Annotated in this window: 18 protein-coding genes; 12 read left to right on the forward strand and 6 right to left on the reverse strand. The window is 37.4% G+C overall.

What is annotated here, in order from left to right; genetic code table 11:
- Positions 1 to 19 precede the first annotated feature (19 nt).
- Complete coding sequence (locus GGD38_RS30885; protein WP_375303387.1) at positions 20 to 478, reverse strand: hypothetical protein; 459 nt, start codon at positions 476 to 478, stop codon at positions 20 to 22.
- 318 nt (positions 479 to 796) lie between these two features.
- Between GGD38_RS30885 and GGD38_RS30890 the strand changes: the two genes are divergently transcribed.
- The 5 genes from GGD38_RS30890 (at position 797) to GGD38_RS30910 (ending at position 9,067) form a co-directional block, all read left to right on the forward strand.
- Positions 797 to 1,417: an RNA polymerase sigma factor gene (locus GGD38_RS30890; RefSeq protein WP_375303386.1), complete on the forward strand. Its 621-nt coding sequence runs from the start codon at positions 797 to 799 to the stop codon at positions 1,415 to 1,417.
- Positions 1,418 to 1,540: 123 nt separating this feature from the next.
- Positions 1,541 to 2,746 carry a FecR family protein gene (locus GGD38_RS30895; protein WP_375303385.1) on the forward strand — a complete coding sequence of 402 codons (1,206 nt, stop codon included), beginning with the start codon at positions 1,541 to 1,543 and terminating at the stop codon, positions 2,744 to 2,746.
- 365 nt (positions 2,747 to 3,111) lie between these two features.
- A complete protein-coding gene (locus GGD38_RS30900; protein ID WP_375303384.1) occupies positions 3,112 to 6,396 on the forward strand; it encodes a SusC/RagA family TonB-linked outer membrane protein in 3,285 nt (1,094 codons plus the stop codon).
- Between the two features lie 10 nt (positions 6,397 to 6,406).
- Positions 6,407 to 7,831, forward strand: coding sequence for a RagB/SusD family nutrient uptake outer membrane protein (locus GGD38_RS30905; RefSeq protein ID WP_375303383.1), 1,425 nt, complete (start codon positions 6,407 to 6,409; stop codon positions 7,829 to 7,831).
- A 6-nt stretch (positions 7,832 to 7,837) separates the two neighbouring features.
- Positions 7,838 to 9,067 (forward strand): TlpA family protein disulfide reductase, encoded by a 1,230-nt coding sequence (locus GGD38_RS30910; protein WP_375303382.1) that lies wholly within the window; start codon positions 7,838 to 7,840, stop codon positions 9,065 to 9,067.
- 655 nt (positions 9,068 to 9,722) lie between these two features.
- Here the strand turns inward: GGD38_RS30910 and GGD38_RS30915 are convergent.
- The 5 genes from GGD38_RS30915 to GGD38_RS30935 form a co-directional block, all read right to left on the reverse strand.
- Positions 9,723 to 10,049 (reverse strand): hypothetical protein, encoded by a 327-nt coding sequence (locus tag GGD38_RS30915; RefSeq protein ID WP_375303925.1) that lies wholly within the window; start codon positions 10,047 to 10,049, stop codon positions 9,723 to 9,725.
- Positions 10,050 to 10,193: 144 nt separating this feature from the next.
- Entirely contained in the window at positions 10,194 to 10,682 is a 489-nt protein-coding gene (locus GGD38_RS30920; protein WP_375303380.1) for a MauE/DoxX family redox-associated membrane protein, read from the reverse strand.
- Positions 10,683 to 11,080: 398 nt separating this feature from the next.
- Positions 11,081 to 11,446 (reverse strand): helix-turn-helix domain-containing protein, encoded by a 366-nt coding sequence (locus GGD38_RS30925; RefSeq protein ID WP_375303379.1) that lies wholly within the window; start codon positions 11,444 to 11,446, stop codon positions 11,081 to 11,083.
- Positions 11,447 to 11,495: 49 nt separating this feature from the next.
- A complete protein-coding gene (locus GGD38_RS30930; protein ID WP_375303378.1) occupies positions 11,496 to 11,858 on the reverse strand; it encodes a helix-turn-helix domain-containing protein in 363 nt (120 codons plus the stop codon).
- Positions 11,859 to 12,099: 241 nt separating this feature from the next.
- On the reverse strand, positions 12,100 to 12,600 hold the full coding sequence (locus GGD38_RS30935; RefSeq protein WP_375303377.1) for an RNA polymerase sigma factor: 501 nt from the start codon (positions 12,598 to 12,600) through the stop codon (positions 12,100 to 12,102).
- A gap of 489 nt (positions 12,601 to 13,089) precedes the next feature.
- Between GGD38_RS30935 and GGD38_RS30940 the strand changes: the two genes are divergently transcribed.
- The 7 genes from GGD38_RS30940 (at position 13,090) to GGD38_RS30970 (ending at position 26,974) form a co-directional block, all read left to right on the forward strand.
- A complete protein-coding gene (locus GGD38_RS30940; protein WP_375303376.1) occupies positions 13,090 to 13,677 on the forward strand; it encodes an RNA polymerase sigma factor in 588 nt (195 codons plus the stop codon).
- Between the two features lie 164 nt (positions 13,678 to 13,841).
- Positions 13,842 to 15,068 (forward strand): FecR domain-containing protein, encoded by a 1,227-nt coding sequence (locus GGD38_RS30945; protein ID WP_375303375.1) that lies wholly within the window; start codon positions 13,842 to 13,844, stop codon positions 15,066 to 15,068.
- Between the two features lie 545 nt (positions 15,069 to 15,613).
- Entirely contained in the window at positions 15,614 to 19,048 is a 3,435-nt protein-coding gene (locus GGD38_RS30950; RefSeq protein WP_375303374.1) for a SusC/RagA family TonB-linked outer membrane protein, read from the forward strand.
- Between the two features lie 19 nt (positions 19,049 to 19,067).
- Positions 19,068 to 20,531, forward strand: coding sequence for a RagB/SusD family nutrient uptake outer membrane protein (locus tag GGD38_RS30955; RefSeq protein ID WP_375303373.1), 1,464 nt, complete (start codon positions 19,068 to 19,070; stop codon positions 20,529 to 20,531).
- 58 nt (positions 20,532 to 20,589) lie between these two features.
- Positions 20,590 to 21,924, forward strand: coding sequence for a thioredoxin family protein (locus tag GGD38_RS30960; RefSeq protein WP_375303372.1), 1,335 nt, complete (start codon positions 20,590 to 20,592; stop codon positions 21,922 to 21,924).
- A gap of 26 nt (positions 21,925 to 21,950) precedes the next feature.
- Positions 21,951 to 22,823 carry an alpha/beta hydrolase gene (locus tag GGD38_RS30965; protein WP_375303371.1) on the forward strand — a complete coding sequence of 291 codons (873 nt, stop codon included), beginning with the start codon at positions 21,951 to 21,953 and terminating at the stop codon, positions 22,821 to 22,823.
- A gap of 1,292 nt (positions 22,824 to 24,115) precedes the next feature.
- On the forward strand, positions 24,116 to 26,974 hold the full coding sequence (locus GGD38_RS30970) for an alpha/beta hydrolase family protein (protein WP_375303370.1): 2,859 nt from the start codon (positions 24,116 to 24,118) through the stop codon (positions 26,972 to 26,974).
- Positions 26,975 to 26,976: the final 2 nt, after the last annotated feature.

The raw sequence follows: 26,976 nt of genomic DNA on the forward strand, positions 1-26,976 counted from the left end.
CACTTGCGGTGAACCAGTGCTATCCTTCATTTTCCCAAAAGAAGCCTTGCGCATACTCTATGAATTGCTTGGGTGTAGTTAATATAGTTTTAAGTTCTTTTTGTCTATTATAATCGTCCCTAACAATCATAGTTTGATTATTGGTTAACCGAAAATACACTGCATAGAAGATAACGCCAGCAACTATTGAGCAATAAACCTCTGCCTTTCCTTTATTATATAGTATCCAAAACTGTTCGGCAGTTATAGTCTTCAATTGCCGCACTGAAGTCACTTCAAATTCCCGCGCGAAATCGTCTAATGTGTTATGTGGATAGTACAAACCGAAATCTGCATATTCTTCTGGAGGTGGATTAATGCAATGCATGACGAATATGGTATTATCGATATTTAAATTGAATTCAATCAGGTTAGAATTTAGATACCGACCGCATTGGTCGTCGAGGAACAGGTATATGCGTTTTGCCAGCGTGGTCATGAGGATAAGAGTTTATAGGACGTGCATAAAACTATCAGCAATATAATACACCCGATGGTACAAACATGTTTCAGTTACGTATAGTTTATACCAAAAAGCTGTTGAAACTAGATTTGTATTTTTTTATCATATTTAGTAACTTGTACATAAGTAGTTGAAAGTCTGCATAGTGCGCCGAGTAACCGGCCTTTCTCATTGAGAATCTGACAATCCAGTATTTTTTGAATTATCATTGCAGATAAACCATCCAAAAATATTGATTTATAAATCCAATGGTATTTAAGCTAAATATTTTTAGCAATTTGCGATATGAACTTCATGAAGGACGAACAAGAAATTTTAATCCGTTTCCAAGCTGGTGATGCGACAGCCTTTAAATTGGTCTTTGATAAGTTCTATAAAGATATTTGTTATTTCACTGAGAGGCTAACCGGAGATACAGATGAAGGGCAAAAGATAGCAATTGATTCATTAGAAAAGTTGTTTCGAATGCATACTCAATTTGCTACGCTGGTCAATATCCGGGCGTTTTTGTATATATCGGCGCGCAACAGATGTTTAGATTACTTAAAAGCCAAGGAAAGAGATAGGAAAAGAAAACACGAGTTCAGTTACCTTCAAGATGACATTTTTAGGCTGGATGATAACACTTTCCTTGAAATCGAAGAAGCGGAAACCGGTGTTGTTAAAGCAGTTTATGAGGCCGTACAAGATTTACCACCCCAATGCCGCCAGGTTGTGGAAATGCTGTATTATGAGAAAAAAGGGTATACTGAAATTGCCGCCACCTTAGGAGTAACTGAATCAACAGTGCGCAATCAAAAGCACCGAGCTATGGTCTTATTGCGTAAAAAGCTAGGCGATCGAAACTTCCTTTTACTCGTTATGTTAGTTCATGGTGGAGTTTTACAATATGTCCTGCGTCCTTTTGTTTCTTGAAAAAAAGTTTCAAAATCATAGATTTTTCTTTAGACAAACCCATCTAAGTGTCGTTTCTATAGTATAAGTGTGTTATGGAATTGTTATGAAGATTTTACTAATTTGTATAACGATTGAAACGTTATGGATGATATACCAGCAATAGGCAGCCTTATCTTAAAGTATATTAATCAGACGATTACCGAAGAAGAGCAGCAGTTCTTAGAGGCATGGGCTGCAAAATCGGACGTTCATAAGCGCCGGATAAGACAGCTTATGGATATCGACGAGGTAAACGAAAAAGTAGTGTCTTGGGATAAGGCCGGTGGGGACCCTGAACTTGCTTGGGCAAAACTGCAAGAGCAATTATCGGCTCCTCAAAAGGCATCCGTTCGGAAGTTAGATGTAAAAATATTTCGGTACATCGCAGCCGCGGTCCTGCTGGGAGCTTTTGCTACAATTGTCTTTATAGAAGTGGGCGGAAAGCGCACTGCTACAAAAAAGGCCGCTACTGAAACTGTATTAAATGACGTAGCGCCAGGCAGTAGCAAAGCCGTTTTGACGCTGTCTAACGGCAAAAGAATCTATTTAGATAACGGCCAAAAAGGAGTAATAGCCTCAGATGGTAGTGTTGTTGTTTCTCAAGATGAACAAGGCCTTATTTACAGTGGAGGCGAGGGCGATGAAGTTATTTATAACACGTTAACTGTACCGAAGGGCGGACAATATTTACTCGTTCTTAAGGACGGTACGAAAGCTTGGCTTAACTCCGGTTCCAGTATAAGGTACCCTACGGCTTTCGATAGCGATGGCCGAAATGTTGAAATTTCCGGTGAGATTTATTTTGAAGTAGCTCAGATTGTAAAGAATTCGCAATCAAAAGCTAAAATACCTTTTAATGTGAAGGTGAGAGATCTTAAGGTGCAGGTGCTTGGTACTCATTTTAATATCAACGCTTATGACGATGAAACGGATATTAAAATTACACTTCTGGAAGGAAAAGTAAACGTCTCCACGTCAGTCAATAGTGACGGAAAAATACTAAAGCCAGGAGAACAGGCGATATCAAAAATGGGGCAAGTCGCTATTTATAAAGAAGCGGACTTGGAGGAAGTGATGGCCTGGAAAAATGGAAAATTCTATTTTAATAACACGCCATTATCTGCGGTACTTAGACAAGTTGCCCGGTGGTACAATATTGAGATAGTTTATGAAGGTGCGGTTCCCTCGTTCAAATTAAATGGTGAGGCAAGTAGATCAATGCCACTAGCTGAATTATTAAAGTCATTACAGATGAGTGACATAAAATGTCGAATTGAAGGAAACCGCCTGATTATTCCGGAACAGTAACGAACCCTTTATAATTCTATCTCAATCCTTTGAAAAACTAATCTCTAATACATCCACTCTGGTGTGCCTGTGCTTGAAACGGTAAATCACCAATCTGCGTCAATTAAACTATTACCTATCCGAATGTTTCAATGTTGGCTAGCCAACCGATCACCCTTATCATTGATTGTTTTGCCAAGCCATGGCCATTGACCACATCCGACTAACTTCTTGCCATCTCAGGCATTTAAAAGCCATGCGGGCGCAACCGCATGGCCGAATCAAGGTTAGGAAAAAACGTTTGGTATCGTATTATTTAACCTTAACACTCAAAGGTAATGGTAATTTATTATCTATGTCCGCCTATAACCAAAACACTGCGGATTATGAAATTGACTGCGACTATATTATTAATCTCGTGTTTGCACGTGTTTGCAAATGGCTTCAGCCAAGGGGCTGTGACTTTAAATGAAAAAGGCACTCCTCTTTCAACCATTTTCGAAAAGGTTAAGCGTCAGACTGGAATGGTTTTCTGGTTTAGAAGTGATCAGCTTGAAAATGCCAAGCCGGTTACTATTCACGTAGAAAATGTTCCATTAATAGAAGCGCTTGATAAAATATTTGAAGACCAGCCTTTGTCCTATATAATCAAAGACAAACGTGTTTTTGTTAAAACGCGAGAGACCGAAAAAAAAGTAAATGAGTCTCTTCCTCCTATTAATATAAAAGGACGTGTGGTCAATGAAAGAAGTGATCCGGTTGAAGGAGTGACGGTAAGAATCAAGGCGTCAGACAAGTCTACTGTTACCGATGCTAATGGGGAGTTTACGCTTTTTGCTGGAGACGATGATGCTACTTTGGTTTTTACACATGTGAGCATGGAAACCTTTGAATTAAAAGTTTCGGGTAAAAAGGATCTGGTTATTAACTTAAAGTCTAAGATCAGTATTCTTGACGAAATGCAAGTCATAGCTTACGGTTCAGTCACCAAGCGCATGAATACTGGCAACGTATCGACGGTAAAGGCAGAGGAGATTCAGCGACAACCCGTTTCCAATCCTCTCGCCGCACTATCCGGGCGTGTCGCAGGGATGACCGTTACTCAAAACTCGGGGCTACCGGGATCTCCTGTTAATATCGAGATAAGGGGACGAACTTCCTTGCCCGCCTCCGTCAGCGGGCTCGGTGTCTCTAACGATCCGTTATTTATTATTGATGGAATACCTTTTGCTCCCAATAATCTGCCGGTCAGCAAACTTACATCTGCTCTTGGTACAGATGCTGGCCTCAGCCCATTTAGTTTACTTAACCCTAGTGAAATCGAAAGCATCGATGTCCTCAAAGATGCTGATGCCACCGCCATTTATGGAAGCCGTGGTGCTAATGGAGTAGTCTTAATCACCACAAAAAAAGGTAAAACCGGTAAAACACAGGTGCAGGTGAATTATTATTCGGGTATTAGCAAGGTTACCAGGACGATGGATTTTTTAAACACAGAACACTTCCGTTCTTTTAGAAAGGAAGCATTTGCCAACGATAATGTAGTTCCCAATCCTATAAATGCACCTGATCTTCTGGTTTTTGATTCCAGCCGCTATACCAATTTTACAAAGAGTTTAATTGGTGGTACTGCAAAAATGACAAATATTGAAACCAGTTTATCTGGTGGAAATGCTAATACGCAGTTTTTGTTAGGCGTAAGTTACAGGAGAGAAACTACTGTTTATCCAGGTGACATGTTTGACCGTAAAGGGTCTCTGCATTTAAATATAAACCACAGTTCCGTCGACAGAAAATTAAGTGTTTCCTATAACGGCATCATTTTATCAGACTATAATAAGCTTACAGAAACGGACCTCACGACAAGTATAAACCTTGCGCCTAACTATCCTGAGTTAATTGATGGTAATGGAAATCTGGTGTGGTCCTATAATGGAAGAATTCTCGCAAATCCCTATAGCTATTTAAAACAAAGTTATCTTGCGAAATCTGAAAATTTTCTAAATAATGTCCGGCTTTCTTATTTAATCTTTCCATGGTTGACAGTGTCTGCAAACAGTGGGCTTAACATGGTTTTTGTCAACGAAACTAAAACAATACCCAAATCGTCCGAAAACCCAGTCAACAATCCACAAGGTCGTTTAGAACTGGGTAAGAGCAATTTTAAAACCTGGATTTTCGAGCCACAAATAGAATTTAAAAAGGATTTCAACAGACATGTAATGAGTGTCGTGGCAGGATATGAATGGCAAAAATTACTGTCAGATGCAACGACCATATCAGCAGCGGGGTTTGTAAATGATGCTTTAATAAATAATGTGAATGCCGCTTCAGCTATTTCACCGCCCAACAATTTAAACGATGAATATAAATATGCTGCCGCTTTTGGCAGAATAAATTATAACTATGATGGTAAATATTTAATCAATTTTAGCGGACGACGTGACGGTAGCAGCAGGTTTGGGCCTGGAAAGCAATTTGCCAATTTTGGAGCGGTAGGAGCGGCATGGATTTTCTCCAATGAAAAATTTCTTGATGGTTTCCCGCTGTTAAGCTTTGGTAAACTCAGAGCAAGTTATGGCATAACAGGTAATGATAAACTGCCCAATTATCTTTTCCTGCCTGCATGGAGTTCAACTGATGCCCCTTATCAGGGCACCCCGGGTTTAACGCCAAAGAACTTATTTAATCCTGATTACAGTTGGGAGGTGAACCGCAAATTGGAAGCTGGCCTGGAGCTTGGTCTTTTGAAAGACCGAATAATATTTTCCACCAGTTATTATCGTAACCGGAGCAGTAATCAATTGATTTATTATCCCATGCCATCACAGTCCGGGTTTCCCATTCTTATACAAAATCTGAATGCACTTATTGAAAATGCCGGATTTGAATTTGATTTTAATTCAAAGATTATTAATAAACCTAAGTTTAAATGGTCAACCTCCGTCCTACTGACGCTTCCCAAAAATAAACTTATTGCCTTTCCTGAACTAAGTACATCAAGTTATGCATCTTATTTAGAAATAGGCAAATCACTTAACCAGGCAAGGGGATATAAATATAATGGCGTTGACCCTGAGACTGGCGTTTACACATTTTTAGATATTGATGGCAAACCTACTACCACTCCTGACCCATTAAAAGACCAGGTGCCTCTTGGCAGTCTTGATCCAAAGTTTTATGGCTCGTTTAGAAACACTATTACTATATCAAGATTTGAAATAGATATATTCTTTGAGTTCAGAAAGCAGCCGGGATCGAATTATTTAAACAGTTTACCATCTCAGGGAATAGGCCGATCTTTTTTGAATTATCCGACAACGGTGCTTGACAGATGGCAAAAGCCAGGAGATCAGACTGAATTTGAAAGGTATTCCTGGGCAGTTGGTTCACCGGCCTACGATGCAGCCACTACCTTTTTTAGCCGTGTGTACACCAATTCCGCCAGGTATAGTGACGCATCTTTTATACGGTTAAAGAACGCCGCCATTTATTATAGTTTTAACCCTGCTCTTCTACAACGTATTCATGTTAAAAATTTAAAATGTTACGTTACGGGAAACAATTTATTAACTATAACAAGTTACAGAGGGACAGATCCTGAAACTCAAAATTTATATAAAATGCCACCTCTCAGAACTATTGTGGCAGGCATTCAGGTAACCCTTTAAATTATAAACCATGAAGAAGATAACTCAATATAAATTTTTATTACGGATACTTACTATATCTGCTCATGTAATAGTCCTCGCTATTATACTGCCGGGTTGCAAAAAGAGTATAGAAATCGATCCTCCCATAGATAGGATTATTACAGACCAGGTGTTTGAAAGCAATGCAACGGCAAACTCTGCAGTAGCCGGACTATATAGCCAGATGATGTCAACCCCGTATTCTTTTTATAGTGGTTATATTGAAATATATTCAGGTCTTTCCGCCGATGAATGGGACAATACCACTTCCTATAACTTAGAGGATGATTTTAGAAACAATGCTATAAAATCCGATAATACTATTATTCAAACAAACTTTTGGGCACAACCCTATTTTTATATTTACACATGCAATGCATTAATCGAAGGGTTAGAAAAATCTACGAGCTTAACGGACAGTGCGAGGAATCAGTTGCTTGGTGAGGCTAAATTCAACAGGGCACTGAATTACTTTTATCTGACTAATTTTTTCGGTGATGTTCCCCTCGTCCTAACCACCGATAGTAAGGTAAGCTCGAAGATAGCCCGCACCGCCAGTTCTACTGTCATTGATCAAATCATCACTGATTTAAAGGATGCTCAAAGTTTACTAACACCAGTTTACTATGGCACGGATAAAGCGAGACCCAATAAATGGGCAGCAACGGCGCTACTTGCGAGGGTGTATCTATATAAACAAAATTGGTCTGGAGCTGAAGCGGAAGCCGGAGCTGTTATCAACGCCGGTATGTACGAGCTTGTTGATGTAGATAATACATTTTTGACCGATGGCAATACAGAGTCGCTTTGGACGCTGTTTTCCTCTAACACATACTTTAATACCAGTTTTTACCCAATGTATTTTGTTCCGGCCTATAATGGTATGATCCCAACTTATACAATCTCGCCATCACTTCTATCTAGTTTTGAAACTGGAGATAAAAGAAAAGCTTCCTGGATTGGCACGACAACCATTGATGTTAACGGTGTACCTACTGATTTTAATTATCTTAATAAATATAAGGATATTGGCGGGTCAACCTCGGTTACCGAAGCTCCAATGCCTTTGCGTCTTGCAGAACAATATCTCATCCGGGCTGAGGCCAGGGCGCATTTAAACAAATTGCTTGAAGCGAAAGATGACCTTAGTGCTGTGCGACAAAGAGCCGGACTAACTACCATTACATTCTCTGATCAATCTTCTATACTGTCTGCAATTGAACATGAGCGTCAGGTTGAGCTATTTGGGGAATGGGGGCATCGATGGTTTGACTTAAAAAGAAACGGTGATGCAACTACGGTACTAGCACCAATAAAAGGACCTAGCTGGCAGGGAACCGACATTTACTATCCCATTCCCGTTGCAGAAATATTAAAGTTTAAGGGGCTTTCTCAAAATGATGGTTATAAATAAATTTGTATGAAAAAGTTTTTTATCTCTGTTGTTTTTTTTGTCTTATGTACCGGAGGAGCACATGCCCAGCAGTATTTAGGAATAGGTGACAAGTTGCCCGACAGCCTTTTACAGCAATATAAAGGGAAATCCATTTTAATAGACTTTTGGGGCATCTACTGCAAAAGTTGCATAGAGGCTTTTCCCCATCTTGAATCGCTTCAACAAAAGTATAAGGATAAACTGCAAGTGTTATTAGTAACCAAGGATAGTCCGGAAATGGTCAACAAGCTTAAAGCAAGGTCTGCCATTGTTAGGAATGTGAGTCTTCCTATGATTGTTAATGATAAAGTATTTTCAAATCTATTTTTTTTCCGATCACAGCCTACTGATATCTGGATTGATACCTCTGGGATTGTACGCCATATCACTGAAGGATGGCACGTTAATGAGGTGAATATAGGGAAGTTTGTTATGGGTAAAGAGTTAACACTTCCTCTTAAAGATGAAAGAATACAGGACGAAATTGTGGGTGCCAATGTCGCTCCAACAGATTCAACCAACGGCTTACTTTTTTTGTCTTATCTGACCTCTTATCAACAAGGGCAGCCAGCTATGATTGGTAAGATTTGGGATAAGTCAGAGCGTCATCAGATTGGCATTAAGGCAACTAATATTACTTTAAATACGCTGTTTATGACGGCTTTCCCTAACATTGAACAATTTAATAACAGAATCATCCTGGAAGTTAAAGATCCCACTGCCTTCCAGTTTCCTAAAGACAGCACATTATGGGACTGGTTCATAAAGAACTATCATTATTGCTATGAACTCAGATTACCTCCAGACAAAGCGAAAGGACTGTATAGTTACATGAAAGAAGACCTGCAGAGAAATTTCGGATATTCTGCCAAAGTAGAAAAGAGGAAAGTAAAATGTATCGTCATCAGCCAAACAAAAGAGGCGTCGTCACGATTACAGACGAAAGGTGGTGCCCCTGTTTTAGAAGAACTAGATGATGAAACTAAATTTACCCTTCGAAATCAAAACCTCAACGCCTTTTTAGAGCGTGTCAAATATTACAATGAGACAAAGCCGTTACCTCTTGTTATCGATGTGTCTTATAAAGGGAATGTCGACATGGATATAAATTGTGCGCTTACAGATTTGCCCCGCTTAAAAGAGGAGTTATCGGCATATGGTCTCTCGATTCATGAGGAAATGCGAGAACTAAATATGCTGGTTATAAGAAATTAAAACATTTGAAATCGGACATCCAATTGATACCCGATTCTCATTAAATCTGTCATCAATTAGCACGCACGATACTATCATTTAAAAAAAATCGCATTGATCCAGCCAAGATTATGGTTTTTCTAAAATTAAATCTGGAAAATGTCTATTGCAACGCCGGTAATAATGTCCCCTGAAGATATCAAGTATTCAGTGAAGCGAAGTGAAACCAATAAGCCATATCGGTTTTCATAAACTATGCTTTATACAATGGGCTGACGGATTAAGGTTTATATAAGAATTTATCTGGTGGATATGGCATGCCAGAACCAGCATCAATCTGCAGGCCTATGGGATGACCTACGTCATTTAGGAGTACATGTGAAATAAGCCATAGGGACCTGCAGTATATCGTATTTGCACCTGGGCAGAGGGTACTTTTCAAATAACTTTCCGATAGAGGAGTTGACGAATCAAAATCACCTTGCTGATTCGGCACCATAGAAGTAGAAGAAAAGTAAGAAACAAAAATACTTGAACTATCCTCTCTTGAATGTGCGCATGTAGTAACAGCCAGCAAAACTGAAACAATAGCAACTAAATATTTAAATGTTCGCATACAGTATGCTTTGTAAAAGAGGCTGCCCAAATTAAGGCAGCCTCTTATCATTATAATCAATTAAGGTTTTCTTATGATTAAATCTGGAGTATAAGGCGAACCAGTACCAGGGTCAATTGCAACGCCGGTTGGTGTGGTACCGCTGAATGTTAAATGTGAAGGCAGCCAAGCATTACGGCAAAATTGATTGTTGGCTCCTGGGCATAGATTGTTTTTAATAACTGTTCCATCCTGTGAGATTGATTGATCAAATTGACCTGTTACTGGATTTGCCTGCACAGAAGAAAAGTAGTTCACAAATTTTGATGATTTAGAACCTGTGAATGCGGTAGTTGTAATTGCAAACATAACTGCAATAGAAGCTACAATTAATTGAACCTTTTTCATAAAAGATAATATTTAAATGATTAATGCCTACTCTTTTTGACGGGTTTTCGGCTTGCCCCGTTTATTGCAATAAAGACTTATTAGTTACCCGTGACGGGATAAATGAATAAATTGCTTTAAGGGAAAAACTATGCCTGAAGCTTATTAAGAATACTTTAGATTCGCCGATCCTTTTTTATGAATTACGAGGGCTATTACCGATAGTAGCAAGAAAACGATATTAAATATGAGATGCTGTGCCCACGACATGGTTTTAATAACTCCTCCGCAAATACATGGTAGATGGTTGCCAGCCAAAAGCATCCCGGCGATATAAATGGTGAAGCCTGTCATCATAATTGTCGATGCATATAGCGCGATAACCTTAGTTTTTTTAATAAAAAAAAGTACGGCTACAACAATTTCAATGATAGGTACCACCAAACCAATGGTCTCAGCGTATGGCCGTAATATAGGGGCAAAGCCCGCTTGAACAGTAAATACATCGTACTCTAAGAGCTTGGACAATCCTGTATAAAGGAATAACAAAATAAAAAGTAATGAAGTAATTTCAATATACAGTTTCCCTTTGTCTATTGAATGATTAGATTTCTGATCACGATAATCAAGTATACCTTCGGCTGTATTTTTCATCTCAAAATGTTTTTACAACTTGCCTATGGAGTTGGTGTTGCCCAATTTCTACAATAAATTGAAAGGAGCGTACTATTACTAAGCGTAGGAAACTCGCTACAGGCTAATTTGAGTTCAGTATATTTATGAATTGTAAACAAGCATCACTTTTATTTTTCTGTTACAAGCATTGAGTAATCGTTATAAACCGATGTTTTTTTAAACTGTAGGCTTCCGGGTACTGCAAGCATATTTCTTCGTTTGTTATGTATGCAAGTTATGATATCAAAATTTTCCAATTGGCAGCAATTGTTTACCATTTGGCAGTATTATTTATCGCATTTGCACGGTTTCGTATTTAATGTCAATTGCAATAGAGGTCAGTTAATTGATTTGGCAAAAGAGGGCAACTAGCAAAGTTATTTTGACTCTGCCATCAATTGACGTTTTCTCCATTTAAGGGGTGATACGCCATGACTTTTTTTGAATGCCGTGATAAAGCTACTTAGCGTATGATAGCCAGTAAGAAACGAAATCTCCTTGATGTCTTTGTCAGTCTCTAATAGAAGATATTCGGCTTTTTCCATTCGCAGCTTCACCTGGAATTCATATATACCAAGCCCGAAGAGTTGCTTGAAGCCAGATTTAAGTTTTGTTCGATTCACGCCGGCATCGGCGGCAAGACTTTCAATAGTAAAATGGGTTTTGGGGTCTTTTAAAATTGTTTGGTGGATTTTCGACAAGTAATCGCGGTCCTCTCGTTTGAGGTTTAACTGCCTAGCCATCTGGATAAGGTTTTATATTGACAATAAATGCACAAACTCAGCATGGCTTTCATATAGCCATCAGTGAATTCTTTTGCCTCCATTTATATGGCGCAATGCCATTTTTCTTTTTAAATGCTAATGTAAAACTGGCTTTTGTTTTATACCCTGATAGCCGGGCAATGGTTTGCACATCCTTTTCTGTAAAAAACAATAGAGATTCTGAATATTTCATCCTAAGATTTACCATATACTCATACACTGTGATTCCAAAAAGTTGCTTGAAACCATAAGTTAATTTTTTAGTGTTGATTCCTGCTTCATACGCGAGATCTGCTAGTGTGTGATTGGCAGTCGGATCGCAAGCGATTTTGTCATGGATAGATTGCAAGGCATTGCGATCGTCTTCTTTTAATCTTAAAGACTTTAACATTGGAGTAAGGTTTCGTTTGACAATACAATTCATTCATTTAAAAGCAGAAAATGTTCGCATGTAACGGTTCAAGGGGTAGGTGGCCTTTCTTGAGTAAGAAGAATTACTAGATGAGACGAATTTCAGAAATAATCGTAAAACCTAAAAAAAAAACATTTTGCCAAAAAGGCGAAATAACTAACTGTAGGTATTTATTAATCGAAGCACTTATATGAACAACTGCATCCTAACATAAGCTCTATTAAGCTTTTAAGAAGTGCTTCGCAATCCTTGACTCCGCACGTGATTTGTGCGATTTTACTGTATTTAATGGAATGTTAAGTTCTTCTGCAATCTTCTCCAATGTCAATTTCTTGAAGTAGTATAATTCAATGATCGTCTTGTGTCGGGGAGGGAGTTTTTCAACTTCTTTTAGAATATTCGTCTGATTTTCATGGTCAACTTGATTTTCATGAATTGGTTTCTGAATATACTCAAAATACTGTCTGGATTTCCGATTTGTTCGAGTTCGCTTTTTCAAATGAAGCATACATTCGTTGTATGCCGCTCTAAATAAATACCCCTTTGGATCAGCAAAACAACAAAACTCAGTGTTATACTTAAACCAGATTTTTACAAAAATGTCCACCACCAAATCTTCAGCTTCTTGAAGATCTTCAATAAAGTATCTACAAAACTTAACTAATCCTGAATAGTATGTTTGGAATAGTTGTTCAAATACTTTTGTATCCGAAGTAATCATTCAATAGGGTTTAACAATACACAATTCAAATACCGCTATGGTATAAATCTTAGTCGGCGGGAATCTGACAAATTTGAAAGTTTAACCCGTTTATGGAGACAGGTAATTGATTGGAAGTGTAAATTAATAAAAATGATACATTTTTTTAATCTATCACCAATAGATTGTAAAAATATACGGATTATTGATTGAAGAATTCATAAAGAAATTACGGTTCAAATGAATATAATACTAGCTTAAGTGCCTTTTCTTTGAATTACCTCAAATTGTCTATAGGTAACAAAAAAAATAAAAAAAGATATTGACCGCCGCCAACTAATTAATAAAAAGCGCTAATCTATATTATGAGCTATGGCGTTTTTTGAGTAAAATTGTAGTATCATCCTATTCTCCAATTGTACTAATTCCTTATTCAATACTTTCGTTGTCTATGACCGTGATTTGGCGTAGTTTAGTACATCAAATCCAAACTAACTATAGATTCATGCCATGATTGCGATATTAAAAGACGATATGATCCAGGATTTTCAGCAGGGTAGTGAAAAAGCTTTTCAAATGGTATTTGATCATTACTATCGTCGTTTGGTGGGGTTTGTTTCTAAACTTACAGATAACGAACAGGAGGCTCAAGATATCTCTTTACGTACTTTTCAAACTTTGTTTAAGCGTTGTCAATTATTCAACTCGGAAAACAATATAAGGGCCTTTCTGTATGTAAGCGCCCGAAACAACAGCTTGAACTATCTCAAGGCTAAAAAACGGCTAGATCGTAAAAAAAAGACACTGTTTGAAAAACTGTCAAATGACACCAGGGTCTGTTATGCGTACTCAATCACAGAAGATGTGGTAGAAATTATTCAGGCTGCAATAGAGGCCCTCCCTCCTGAGTCTAAGCGGGTTTTCAAGATGTTGTATTATGAAGATTTAAAGCCATCAGAAATTGCGGAGATCCTACAGATATCTGTAAATACAGTGTATAATCACAAGAGTCTTGCTATTAAAAAACTTCGCCTCCTGCTTGCGGAAAATTCGGTTGCCCTAGCTTGGTTAGTGCAGGTTGCCATCTTTTGTCGTTAGATTCCACCAATTTGTGTTGCACAGTATAGCTCTAAAAAAAAGTACACTTTTTTTGCAGCCAATTAGAGACTTGATGAAAAAAAGTTGTTATATATATTAAGAGAACATTTTGAAATTGTTAATTTATTATAGTCTAGAAGACTACCATTAACCTATTACACCTTGTGCAAAATATAGAAGAGATAACAGGATTGATAGTAAAACATCTTCGGCAAGAATTAAGCCCAGATGAAGCCACCCAGCTGCAAAATTGGGTCGATTCTTCAAAAGTTAATCAGCAGTACTTTAATGACATCAACAATATTCCGGACCTAATGAGTATTGTACATGCGTATGAAAGCGCAGGGAAGATAGATCTTATACAGGCATGGAATAATATGAAAGCCGTGGGATGGGAAGCGCAATCCTCTGAAGAAATAGCCAAGTTGAAATACTTGAATTTTGGCTGGAAGTCATGGGTCGCAATTGCAGCTTCACTATTGCTTCTGGGATTCGGTGCTTACCTTCGATTTATACCGAAAAAGAAACCTGTTCAAATCACAGAGACAAAAGTTGAGATTCCTTCTGATGTAAAGCCCAATATTAAAAATGCTATTCTTACCCTTGATGATGGACGGACTATTGTACTTGATAGCGTGAAAAATGGTTTACTTGTAAGTCAGGGAGCAGCACAAATTGTTAAGAGTGGTACGACAATAAGTTACAATGCAAGTAAGACGCTAAGCTCAGGAGCATCGATTTATAATACGGTTTCAGTACCAAGAGGCGGAAATGTTATAGATCTTGAGCTAAGTGATGGTAGCAGAGTTTGGTTGAATGCAGCCTCTTCGATTAGATACCCTGTAACTTTCAATAGTGACCAACGCCGCGTAGAAATTACCGGTGAAGCGTATTTCGAAGTTGTACATAAAGAAGACAGCAAGCCTTTCATAGTGAGTAAAGAGAATTTGGATGTTACCGTTTTAGGAACTCATTTCAATGTTAATGCTTATGAAGACGACGGAAGCATAAGGGTGACATTATTAGAAGGAAGCGTTAAAGTAACAATCCCTCAATTAGCTCATGTTCAGAAGATGTTAAAACCGGGACAGCAAGCAATTTCATTAAATGGTAAATTAGACGTTGACAAGGACGTTGATACCGACCAGGTGCTAGCCTGGAAGAATGGCAAGTTTGCATTCAATAAAACCAATATCCAACTTATTATGAAACAAATAGAACGTTGGTATGATGTTGAAACTGTGTATGAAAGCGATATTGTAAAGAAATTACCGTTCAGTGGTGAGATTTCAAGATATAATACCGCTTCAAAAGTATTGGACTTATTGGGAAAAACAGGTTTTATACGCTTTCGAATAGTTGGCAAGAAGGTGTTCGTGTCACAGCCGTGAACCATTATATATACCCATACCGATGATAAATTTGATGAAACAAGAAAGGATTCTTGGTTTGATCTTAAAACGGCAATTCGATAGCCTAAGCATAAAGCAAGAGAATCTTTTAGGTGGATTGATTGAAAAGGAAATAGTGAATAAGAAGATTTATACGCAGCTTCTCAATGATAGGAATAAATTAATTGACTACATTATAAATCAATCGGAAAAGTGCAACGGGCCATTCGATATCAGTATACAAAATGCGTTCAAGAAATTTCAGAATAAGTTAAAAACCAAAAACAAGATTTAATAGTCCATAAATATCCTTGATTAGTTTAACAACCTTTTCATCCTCTGATTTATTGGCCAAACCTCCAAGGCCTGGCTGCATCTAACTTGCGCCATTAAGCATTAACCTTATGCAACACTCCTATGGGATGGCATCTATAACCTTATAAGCGGGGATAAAGAAATCCGGCAATGTGGCTGCATTGCCGGAGGTGAATAGTTAAACCTGTGAAATCCAAGGTATCACTATTCTTAAACTTCAAATCAAATGTATGCAAATTTTCGTTTGCACACACTCACTTTTATTGCCTTGTAAGAGCAATAAAGCGGGTGAACCAAAACAACGCTTAAATATCGGAAATGCCGATACAAAATGGCTGCACAATGCAGTGAGAATTATGAAGATAACTGTCGTTATATTACTGGCGGCGTGTTTACAAGTAAGTGCTGCAGGTTATAGTCAGAAAATAACTCTTTATGAGAAGGATGCTGATTTAGAAACGATATTCAAGAAAATTGAAAAAAGTACAAAGTATAAGTTTCTATACATGTCGGAATTACTTCGTAGCACAAAGAAAATTTCTATTAGTGTTAGAAATGCTAACATAGAAGAGGTTCTAAGTTATTGTTTCAAGGAGCAAAGGAAATTAGATTATGAAATAAATGGCAATACAGTTATTGTGAAACTGAGGGCAGTTTCTGATTTCGAAGAGAAGCCTTATGTAATTTTACCAGAGTTTCCAGATTTACGGGGAATTATCTTGGATGAAAATGGAGCACCAGCAATGGGTGTGAATGTTAGCGTGAAAGGAACTAATAAAGGAACTACCACAAACAGGAAAGGAGAATTTGCACTGCCAGAAGTGGATAAAGATGCTGTATTGATTATAACTTCAATAGGCTATGATCGACAGGAAGTGCAAGTAAAGAATAGATTATTTATCTCTTTACAATTAAAAATAGCAATCGGAAATCTGGATGAGATGCAGGTAGTTGCTTATGGCACAACATCGAAACGTTTTAATACTGGAAACGTAGCGACTATAAAATCTGTAGACATAGAGAAGCAACCAGTAAACAACGTGTTACTTGCATTACAGGGACGAGTACCAGGACTATTAATTACTCAAGCGAACGGCATAGCTGGGGGATCTATTAAAGTTCGAATTCAAGGGCAAAACAGTATTGCAGGAGGAAACGAACCTCTTTATGTTATTGATGGAGTTCCTTTTTTTTCAGAGGTACTTCCTGTAACTACTGTTGGGAACAGTATATTAGGTACAACTAATACCAACCCACTCGCTTATATCAATACTGCCGATATTGAAAGCATTGATGTATTGAAAGACGCTGATGCAACTTCAATCTATGGCTCTCGAGCTGCTAACGGGGCTATTCTAATCACTACTAGAAAAGGAAAGGCTGGCGATACCCGTGTCAATGTAAATTTTCAAACGGGTTGGGGTAAGGTTGCCAATAAATTAGACCTTATGGATACCGATCAATATCTTGCCATGCGTCGCGAAGCATTTAAGAATGATAATGTCCCCATACCCTCAATTATTACAAGGCCCAATGATGGAAACTATGATGTGAACGGACTTTGGGATACCACCCGTAATACGGATTGGCAAAAAGAATTGATAGGCGGCGCAGCAACAGTTACCAAAATAACTGCAGGCGTTTCTGGCGGTGCTTCAAATATGCAATATCTGGTCAGTGGAACTTATCAGCGGGAGACAAGTGTTTTTCCTGGTGATTTCGCAAATAAAACCGGAAGTCTGCATTTTAATCTTAATAGCGCAAGCGCCAATCAAAAATTCAAGATAAATTTTTCAGGCAATTATTTTGTGGGAAAAAATTTACTTCCCAATACAGATCTTACAAGTGTTGCCACTAGTTTAGCCCCCAATGCACCCGCTTTATATGATTCAATAGGCAATCTTAATTGGGCTCCACGACCTTCCGGCGCGTCGTCTTGGAGAGACCACCCCCTTGCTTATTTATATCGCTTGTATGAAAATAAAACCAGCAATCTGGTCAGCAATGCAATTGTCAGTTATTGGATATTACCAGGTTTAGAAATTAAAAGCAGTTTTGGATATACTAATTTGGAAACTCATGAGTTTAGGGGAAATTTGATTGACGGCGAAAAGCCGGAAAATCGATCCAATTTTCAGCGTATCGCAATTTATTCAAATAGTGTAGGTAAGTCGTGGGTTATAGAACCCCAATTAAATTATAGAAAGCATGCGGTTTTTGGAGATCTAGATGTATTGATTGGAACCACTTTTCAAAGAAGAACCAGCAGCGGAGAAGGCTTCCAAGGAGCTGATTATCCCACAGATGAATCTATGAGGGATAAACGTGCTGCTACTACTTTGTTAATTACTGGTACTGTCGCTTCTGAATATAAGTATAGCGCAGGTTTTGCTAAGGTAAATTATAGCTATAGAAACAAATACCTAATTAATTTAACTGGTAGAAGGGACGGCAGCAGTCGATTCGGCAAAAGTAATCAGTTTCATAACTTTGCTGCAGTTGGCCTAGGCTGGATTTTTTCTGAAGAAAAATTTATTCAACGAAATAATTCATTCTTAAGTTTTGGAAAAATTAGAGGTAGTTACGGTTCTACTGGTAGTGATCAAATAGGGGATTATGCTTTTTTGAGCACCTATAGTTCAATATCTAGTTTTTTAAGCCCTTATCAGGGAGTTGCGAGTATTTCAGCCAATGCAATTTCTAATCCATACTTAGCTTGGGAGGAAACTAAAAAGATACAATTCGGATTAGAACTTGGCTTTTTTAGGGATCGAATACGAGCGACAGCTACCTATGCGCGAAACAGGTGTTCCAATCAGCTTTTGCTCTACAATTTACCCATTATTGCTGGAGGATCTATTCCCACTAATTTCCCAGCAACTGTCGAGAATACATCTTGGGAGTTTACACTAAATACTGTCAACCTAGCTGGAAAAGACTTTAAATGGACCAGTAGTATTAACCTGACGATTCCTAAGAATAAGTTGGTTTCCTTTCCGGACTTGCAAACATCTTCTTATAACACAACACTAATAGTAGGACAGCCACTCAATATTTTCAAACAGTATCAATTTTTAGGCGTTAATGCAGCTACAGGCGCGTTTTCATTTGCTGATGCCCACGGGAACCCAACTTCAGACGATCCGGGCATGGATGCTTTAAATGTCATTACTAATTACGATCCCAAATTTTATGGAGGATTAAGTAATACGATAGAATTTAAGAATTTTCAATTTGACTTGTTTATACAGTTTCATAAACAATCAATAGCCTATAGCCCTTCCGTTGGTTTACCAGGAAGATTTGATGGAGGGAAAAACAATCAACCAGTGAGTGTCCTTAATCATTGGCAAAAAACTGATGATCAATCTGCGAACCAAAAGTATTCACAAAACTTCAGTGTATATTTCCCGTTTCTTTATTCTAAGGGGTCTACATTGGTAAATGTGGATGGCTCGTTTATACGATTAAAAAATCTTTCCGTTTCTTATAATATACCAGTGAATTTGACAAAAAAAGCTTTTATGCAAACCTGTCGCATTTATGCTCATTGTCAGAATTTATTCACTATTACCAACTTTGAAGGGCTGGATCCCGAGAGTGGAAGTAATATGGTTTTACCTCCATTAAGAGTTATCACTTTGGGTGTGCAGCTTACTTTTTAATAAGTTCAAAAAAATGATTATGAAACTAATTTATCACTTGATCATTGCCATACTTCTCATAACTATACCAAGTTGCAAAAAATTTGTGGAAATAGATGCACCTGTTACAAGTATCAATGAGAGAATTGTTTACAACAACGATATTACAGCCACAGCAGTATTGACCGGATTATATTCTATCTTAAGTAGTACTCCATATTTTGGAAGTGGTTTTATGTCTATTACACGTTATGCTGGTCTTTCTGCAGATGAATTAGATGTATGGGGTAGTTATAGTTCAGAAAGTGGATTGGCTTATTATAGAAACAAACTTTTTACTACTCTCACGTCTAGTCCAGGAAGTGAAACATGGTTGAATCTTTATCCCCTAATTATAAAATGCAATCAAGCCATAGAAGAATTGGACCAATCACAATCGCTGAGTTCAAGTACCAAGCAACAATTATTAGGTGAAGCAAGATTCCTACGGGCATTATTCTATTTTTACCTAGTTAATTTGTATGGCGAAGTTCCGCTAGTAACAACCTTTGACTACAAAGTCAACAGACTTCTTAAAAGATCTCAAATAAGCGATGTTTACGCATTTATTATTTCTGAATTAAATGAGGCTAAAGCTTTACTTAGCCCTGTCTATCTTGATGGAAAATTAAAGCCCTATGTGGGAAACATTGAAAGGGTGAGGCCAACCAAATGGGCAGCCTCTGCATTACTAGCACGAACCTATCTATATATAGGCGATTTTGCAAAAGCAGAGATGGAAGCGACTTCTGTTATTGATAATTCTCTATATGGATTAACTGGTTTGACCAACATATTTTTAAAGAATAGCCAAGAAGCTATCTGGCAGCTGCAACCGGTAATACCGAATAGTAATACCGAAGATGCGAAATTATTTGTGCTGACGGAAGATCCTGTTGGATTTAGTGACTTTAAACCTTTTTACCTTAATAGTTCACTGGTAAATGCATTCGAGGCCGGAGATGACCGAAAGACTAAATGGATCGGTGAGTATACTTCTGGTTCGACTACCTACTTTTTCCCTTATAAATATAAGCTTTCTCTTATTGGGGAACCAATTGATGAATACTATATGGTCTTGAGGTTGGCAGAACAGTATTTGATACGGGCAGAAGCCAACGCCCGTCAGAATAAATTAAACTTGGCGATTAATGATCTTAATACTATACGCAACAGAGCCAGAGCGATCAGTACGCTCACTGTACCTAATCCATTACCTGCCTTGCCCGACAACCTCTCCCAAAATGATGTCATTTCAGCCGTAATGCAAGAAAGAAGAGTTGAATTATTTGCAGAATTGGGCCAACGGTGGTTAGATCTAAAACGAACTAATAAAGTTAATGATGTTATGAATTCTGTTACGACACAAAAGGGAGGAACTTGGCAACCCTTTCAAGCATATTATCCGATAGATTTAACTGAACTTCAAAAGGCTCCTAACCTAGTTCAAAATTCAGGATATTAATATTATAAGGATTGTCAAAATACAAACATCAATTTCGATATTTAAATTAAAGTGAAAAATGAAGTTAATAACCTTGATTGCGTTGATTTCGCTCCAACTGGCAGCAAATAAAAATAAGACTGTACGCGATGTTTATGATGAAATAAAAACCATAAATGGAAATAAGTCTCCCGTAGAGCCTGGCATAAAATGGACCGAAGGTCTTTCCTGGCAACAGGTTGTAAAGAAGGCAAAAGAAGAAAACAAACTAATATTTGTTGATTGTTATGCTACTTGGTGCAAGCCTTGCAAATTAATGGATAGAGAAGTATACACCGATGATACGGTAGGAAGTTTTATGAATGATAAATTTATTTCGATTAGACTTCAGTTGGATACAACTGAAAATGATGATAAAAATATCAAATTGCTTTATAGTACTGCGAAAAGATTTCAGAAAAAGTACGAAGTCAGAGGAATGCCAACATTCTTATTCTTTTCCTCTGAAGGAATTATTTTGCATAAAAATATGGGTGCAAAAAGCAGACGAGATTTTGTTCAACTAGCTGTTGACGCTCGTGATCCTGCAAAACAAATTTATCCCCGAATTGCTAGCTGGAAGGCGGGAAAATTGAATTATAAAATGATGCCCTCTTTAGCTAATGATTTGGCCATCGCAAGCGAAGCAGATCTGTCTTGCAAGGTTGCCGAAGATTATATACATCGTCTCGAGATGGTTAGTGAGGATGAATTGTTAAGCAAAGAGAATATTAAATTTATTGATACATATTCCTTTTTAATTACTTCGCACGATCGAATCTTTTCCTATTATCAAAACAATTCTAGTAGGATTGATACTATTTTGAAGAAGAAGGGATACTCTAAAGAGCTGATACATTCAATTGTTAAAAGGGAAGAAATTGAACCATTTGTAAAACTGGCGAAGTCTAATGGGGATAGTGTCATCAAATGGGAAAAAATTGAAGCTACTATTGAAAAGAAATATTCCGAGGAACTGTGCTTTGAGGTTTTAAGTGATGCAAAGTTATCTTGGTATCTTGAAAACGATCAATGGAAAAATTTAATTTCAGAAGCAATCGCGCGTATTGACAAGAGGGGGGTACAAAATGAAAATGGTTATTGGCTAAACAACGTTGCCTGGATAATTTTTGAGAGAAGTTATAATAAGAATGAACTTGAGAAAGCTGTTGATTGGATGAATTATATCATGTCTAACAGTACTAAGCTTGGGGAAGATGCTCGATTAATTGATACAAAAGCTAATCTTTTATATAAGTTGGGAAAGATTAATGAAGCCATTGTTTTAGAAGAACAAGCTGTATCAATTCTCCCTGAAAATAAAACAGTACTGGATAAAATGAAGAAGGGACACCCCACTTGGCCTTCAAATTAACATCCATTCTTAATTGATAATTTATTATGATTAATAAAATAATATTTTTTCTATTAGTTACTCACGGTATAGGATTTAGCGTTTTTTCTCAAATAAACCTTGCATTATATCCCGACAGTACGTCTAAAGTGATCGGTAAAAACAACGTTATACCAACCATGACGGCATATTTACCGTCTAAAGAAAAAGCAACAGGTACAGGTGTTCTTATTTTTCCTGGTGGGGGTTATGGATTCTTGGCAACAGAAACTGAGGGAACTCCTATTGCAGAGGCTTTTGTTCAAAAAGGTATTGCGGCATTTGTTATTAAATATCGGCTTCCCCAACAAACAAATCTACCTGACAAAAGTATGGGACCATTGATAGATGCACAACAAGCAATAAAAATTGTAAGAGACAGCGCATCTTCATGGCACCTAGAGAACAATAAGATTGGCGTTATTGGCTTTTCAGCTGGTGGTCACTTGGCATCTAGTCTGGGTGTTCATTATGATACGAGTTATATTCCAAACGAACATAAAATCAACCTTCGCCCAGATTTTATGCTCTTGATTTATCCCGTTATCAGTATGAAAAAGAAAATCACACACGTTGGGTCACGAATAAATTTAATTGGCAGTCAAGCTACTGCGGAGAAAGTTAAATTCTTTAGCAGTGAAGATAATGTAAATTCCAGAACCCCACCAACTTATATTACACATACGGGAGATGATCAAATTGTGGATGTTGAAAATAGTATACAAATGTATCAATGGTTACAAATAGTAGGAGTAGACGCAGAGTTGCATATCTATCCAAGAGGCAATCATGGATTTATTCAGCGCCAACCAGTTAACGAGTGGTTGAATCCTATTTTAGATTTTTTAAAAAAGGAAAAGTTATACAGAGAATTTCAATAGAATTATTTCTTTCGTAGAGATCTCGAAATCTGTTCTCAGCTTTCGAGATCTGTATATAAGAGAGTTTGTCGCTGCAAAATCGATCATTAGTGTGTCGCTTGGGTTATACGCAATATGTAGTGAAACATCTGTTGATTGGTCATAGCGTCTTAGTCGCTCGTAAAATTGCATATAGCGGAATCCATCCGATGTTGGATCAGATACTCTTGCCAGCCAAAGCAGTTGTTTGGCTACACCGGTTTTTTTAAGCTCTTTTTAAAAATGGTCTCGCAAGGCTTCAAAGCCTTCAGGCGTCAGTCTTTGACTGGTGACTGTTATGTCGTCCATGGCCAAAAGATCCTTGTAAGAATTTGGACTCGCTTTAAAAACAACATCGTATTTGCGCAAAGTGTTACGAGAGATGTTGAGCTCTGCAGCGATACTACGTTCTGAGCTGGAGCGCTGTAAAAGCTGAAGCATCATTCGAATGATGAGCGTAGAGATGACTTTTTGAGATATTAAAAATTATTATTATTAGCCAACAGAATTTGCAGTGGCTAATATATCGCTCATCTCAAGTTGGTAGAACTGGTTCATCTTGCGCCGTAATGACAGGAAAGGGATGGCGTTAATTATTGACTAAATAATAAATAAGCACGTTTAAGTATAGGTGATACGCATCATCACCTGTTGGTTCAATATGGACCGAAACGGATAATGCAACAAACGATCGAAACAGTATTTCAGCATGCGCTGTAATGACAAGAATGTGACGAGGATTAATAACTGATAAAAAATAAAAAAGGCACTGATATGTATACTTAATACAAATTGTCGTCGGTGGTTCAGCACGGAACGAAATGGGTGCTGCAATAGTTATAACTCGTGTTTAATTTGAATGATTTAAAAATTTGCAAAAAATAGTGATAAATGGATAATCATAACTGTATGTTTCGGTGTCTTATTATTGAAGTCAGTTTTGAAACTCGTTAATTCAAATTCTAATGAATTTAATATATTATTCCGATCGTTGCCTTGTCCTAATATCTTACCTATACGGAATTTTGGCCAGCTATGGTAGCAAATTTTCCATACCCACAATTAATAGAAAAATTGATTTCCATGTCATCCTTTTAAAAAGCATTGATAAAATCAATTGAAAAATACATAATCAACCGAAAATGAATTATTAATAAAGGGTATATGTATAGCTTTTTTTATGATACTATTTTCTTTGTTGTGGCAATTATTCCTGCCATTTCAATCCATGACGATGTAATTCTTTTTCGTATAATTAATTCAACTTTATAGAAATGAAATCATTTATCAAAAATCCTATTAGCTACCTTACCTGTTTCATCTTATTTTCGTTATGTTCTGTTGCTCAACAGCAACTTAGTAGTGTTACTGAATTTAAAGCACCTTCGAAACCAAATCTCGATACCAGTATGTTTGGTAAATGGCCGGCTCTTGGCCCAAAAGCGGTTATAAGTAATGATGGTAGGTATGTTGCCTACACCATCAATAACCCACTGTCATATGAAAGTACCTTATTCATTCAGAGTTTAGACCATTCCTTTCAAAAGCAATTTGCAGGTGCAAATGAGTCTTTCTTTTTTTGCACTGACAGCCGGCGGTTGATATTTCAGCGGGGCGATTCTTTAATGTTTGTAACATTTGACGGAGGAAGAGTAAACTCTATAGGAAATGTTGAATCTTTTCAGGTTCCCGTTGCTAATGTTGGGGAATGGATAGCGTATCGGTTGAAAGGCGATGAAAACAAACTTGTGTTATTGAATTTAATGTCGGGAAAAACCAATAGTATTTCTTTTGTTACTGATTACTTCTTTGATAAGGGAGGAAATACATTAGTTGTCAAATGTTCTAAAAGATCAGGCCAAGGCTCTGTTGATCAAATTCAATGGATGAACTTAAAAGATAGAATTTTCCACCAGATCTGGGAGAGAAAGCAGCTCGGAAATTCTTCTTTTCAGATCAGTAAGTTCATATATGATGATAGTGGCAAGCAATGTGCTTTTACTTTCAATGATTCTCAAGGTGTTCAAATTTGCTACTTTAAGAAAGGAATGGATAGTGCTGTGTTGAAGGTGCATAACGGATCTCCGGGAATAAACGCGAAGATGTTGGTATACAGCCTACATAGTTTCAGCAAAAACGGAAAGTATTTATTTTTTTATTTGCAAGAAAAGGAAAAGGTAAAGGAAAGATTACCCAATATCACTTATGCACAAGTAAATATATGGAGTTATAATGATATTGAGATTCAACCTGCCCAGAGAAATGATTTGGGTAATCTAAATACCTTTCTTTCTGTGGTCACTTGTCTTGATAACAATAGCCAGGTACTACAATTGCAGGATGAGGATGATGCCCCTGCACATCATCTTAACTACATAACCGGAGATTACGTTGTAATGACAAATAATCATAGAGGTAAATTACCTTACTGGTGGTCGAATTGTGAAAAGCCATCAACGTATTGTATTTCTTTAATAGATGGAAAGAAAAGACTGATTTGTGAAGGGGCAAGATTTGGGTATTTTTCTCCTTTAGGAAAATACTTTATCTATTGGAATAGCGATTCGCTTGCATTTATGTGTTTTAACATGAATACAAAGATGCTAAACAATATTACTCAATCCATTCCCGATAAACTTACTGAAGATTATGTGAAGCGGCTGGAACCGCAGCCTGTTTCAAGTGTTGTTGCCGCTTGGTACGAAAACGACAAATCTTTAATTGTATATGGGAAATATGATATTTGGAAAATTGACCCGGAGGGAAAGAATAAATTTATTAATCTGACCCATGGTTATGGAAGGAAACACAAAGTTATGTTACGGCTAATTAATGGAGATGATGGACAAGGAATTCCTTCTGTTTATTCAGATAAGAGTTCTTTGTTATTAACTGGAGTATCTGATCTGACTAAAGATAACGGGTTTTTCATAGCCGACTTAGATGGAAGTCATGATCCAACATTGTTGACCATGGGGAGATATGTCTATTATAAAGACTTTTCTCATCTTTTATCGGGTGGCGCCAGTATTGGTATGAAACCTATCAAAGCAAATAATGCTGCGTGTTGGATTATACGGAGGGAAAGCGCAAATGAATATCCAAATTATTTTGTTACGAGAGATTTTAAAACATTTACAGCCATCACCGATTTGCATCCTCAAAAACAATATAATTGGTTGACAAGTGAATTAATTACATGGAAAATGTTCGATGGGGAGACTAACCAAGGGACATTATATAAGCCTGAAAATTTTAATCCTCAAAAAAAGTATCCTATTATATTTCAGTTCTATGAAACTCGCGCGGAACGATTGAATGATTTTATTACTCCTTACTATTCGATGGCAGAAATTGACATTCCCTGGTTCTTGAGTAACGGCTACCTTGTTTTTACCCCAGACGTTCGCTTTGATATTGCCGCTAAAACGGGTAAACCTTTCGGTGAGTATACTTATAATTCTGTTGTGTCTGCTGCTGAGTTTTTGTCTAAAATGCCTTTTATTAATGGCGACAAAATGGCAATACATGGAGCTAGTTTTGGAGGAGCACAAGCATCCTATCTTGTAACACATACTAATATTTTTGCAGCGGCATGTGAGGCTGCAGGTTTTACTGATCCTGTTAGCGGTTACTTAAAACTATCAGCTAAAGGCCTGTATGATAAATTCGCGTCACGTGAGTCAACAGGGGGGTATGTTGTGGGACGTACAAGGTATGGAGCTACTCTATGGGAAAGACCTGATCTTTATATCAAGAATTCCGCTGTTTTGAATGTAGATAAAGCAACTTCACCGCTGTTAATCATGCACTGTCCATTAGATGATAATGTTCGTATGGAAGATGGTATTGCACTATATTTGGCCTTCCGGAGACTAGGTAAAAGATGCTGGATGTTGGAATATGATGAGGGAGGACATGCTGTTCAAGGTAATGATGCTGTTGACTATAACACTCGTTTAACTCAATTCTATAATCATTATTTGAAAGAAGAACCACCACCATTGTGGATGACAAAAGGAATACCAGCGAAATTAAAAGGAATAGAAACTGGTTTTGAACTAGATCCACAAGGTAGTTGTGGTTTAGATTGTAAAATATGCAAGTATAAACACTATGCTCATATAAATTGAGA

Origin of the sequence: Niastella sp. OAS944 (genome assembly GCA_024809215.1) — a bacterium.
Classification (GTDB): Bacteria; Bacteroidota; Bacteroidia; order Chitinophagales; family Chitinophagaceae; genus Niastella.

Excerpts from the sequence above, each read along its gene's own strand:
- GGD38_RS30885 (WP_375303387.1), bottom strand. The coding sequence starts at position 478 with ATGACCACGCTGGCAAAACGCATATACCTGTTCCTCGACGACCAATGC.
- GGD38_RS30890 (WP_375303386.1), top strand. The coding sequence starts at position 797 with ATGAAGGACGAACAAGAAATTTTAATCCGTTTCCAAGCTGGTGATGCG.
- GGD38_RS30895 (WP_375303385.1), top strand. The coding sequence starts at position 1,541 with ATGGATGATATACCAGCAATAGGCAGCCTTATCTTAAAGTATATTAAT.
- GGD38_RS30900 (WP_375303384.1), top strand. The coding sequence starts at position 3,112 with ATGAAATTGACTGCGACTATATTATTAATCTCGTGTTTGCACGTGTTT.
- GGD38_RS30905 (WP_375303383.1), top strand. The coding sequence starts at position 6,407 with ATGAAGAAGATAACTCAATATAAATTTTTATTACGGATACTTACTATA.
- GGD38_RS30910 (WP_375303382.1), top strand. The coding sequence starts at position 7,838 with ATGAAAAAGTTTTTTATCTCTGTTGTTTTTTTTGTCTTATGTACCGGA.
- GGD38_RS30915 (WP_375303925.1), bottom strand. The coding sequence starts at position 10,049 with ATGAAAAAGGTTCAATTAATTGTAGCTTCTATTGCAGTTATGTTTGCA.
- GGD38_RS30920 (WP_375303380.1), bottom strand. The coding sequence starts at position 10,682 with ATGAAAAATACAGCCGAAGGTATACTTGATTATCGTGATCAGAAATCT.
- GGD38_RS30925 (WP_375303379.1), bottom strand. The coding sequence starts at position 11,446 with ATGGCTAGGCAGTTAAACCTCAAACGAGAGGACCGCGATTACTTGTCG.
- GGD38_RS30930 (WP_375303378.1), bottom strand. The coding sequence starts at position 11,858 with ATGTTAAAGTCTTTAAGATTAAAAGAAGACGATCGCAATGCCTTGCAA.
- GGD38_RS30935 (WP_375303377.1), bottom strand. The coding sequence starts at position 12,600 with ATGATTACTTCGGATACAAAAGTATTTGAACAACTATTCCAAACATAC.
- GGD38_RS30940 (WP_375303376.1), top strand. The coding sequence starts at position 13,090 with ATGATTGCGATATTAAAAGACGATATGATCCAGGATTTTCAGCAGGGT.
- GGD38_RS30950 (WP_375303374.1), top strand. The coding sequence starts at position 15,614 with ATGCAAATTTTCGTTTGCACACACTCACTTTTATTGCCTTGTAAGAGC.
- GGD38_RS30955 (WP_375303373.1), top strand. The coding sequence starts at position 19,068 with ATGAAACTAATTTATCACTTGATCATTGCCATACTTCTCATAACTATA.
- GGD38_RS30960 (WP_375303372.1), top strand. The coding sequence starts at position 20,590 with ATGAAGTTAATAACCTTGATTGCGTTGATTTCGCTCCAACTGGCAGCA.
- GGD38_RS30965 (WP_375303371.1), top strand. The coding sequence starts at position 21,951 with ATGATTAATAAAATAATATTTTTTCTATTAGTTACTCACGGTATAGGA.
- GGD38_RS30970 (WP_375303370.1), top strand. The coding sequence starts at position 24,116 with ATGAAATCATTTATCAAAAATCCTATTAGCTACCTTACCTGTTTCATC.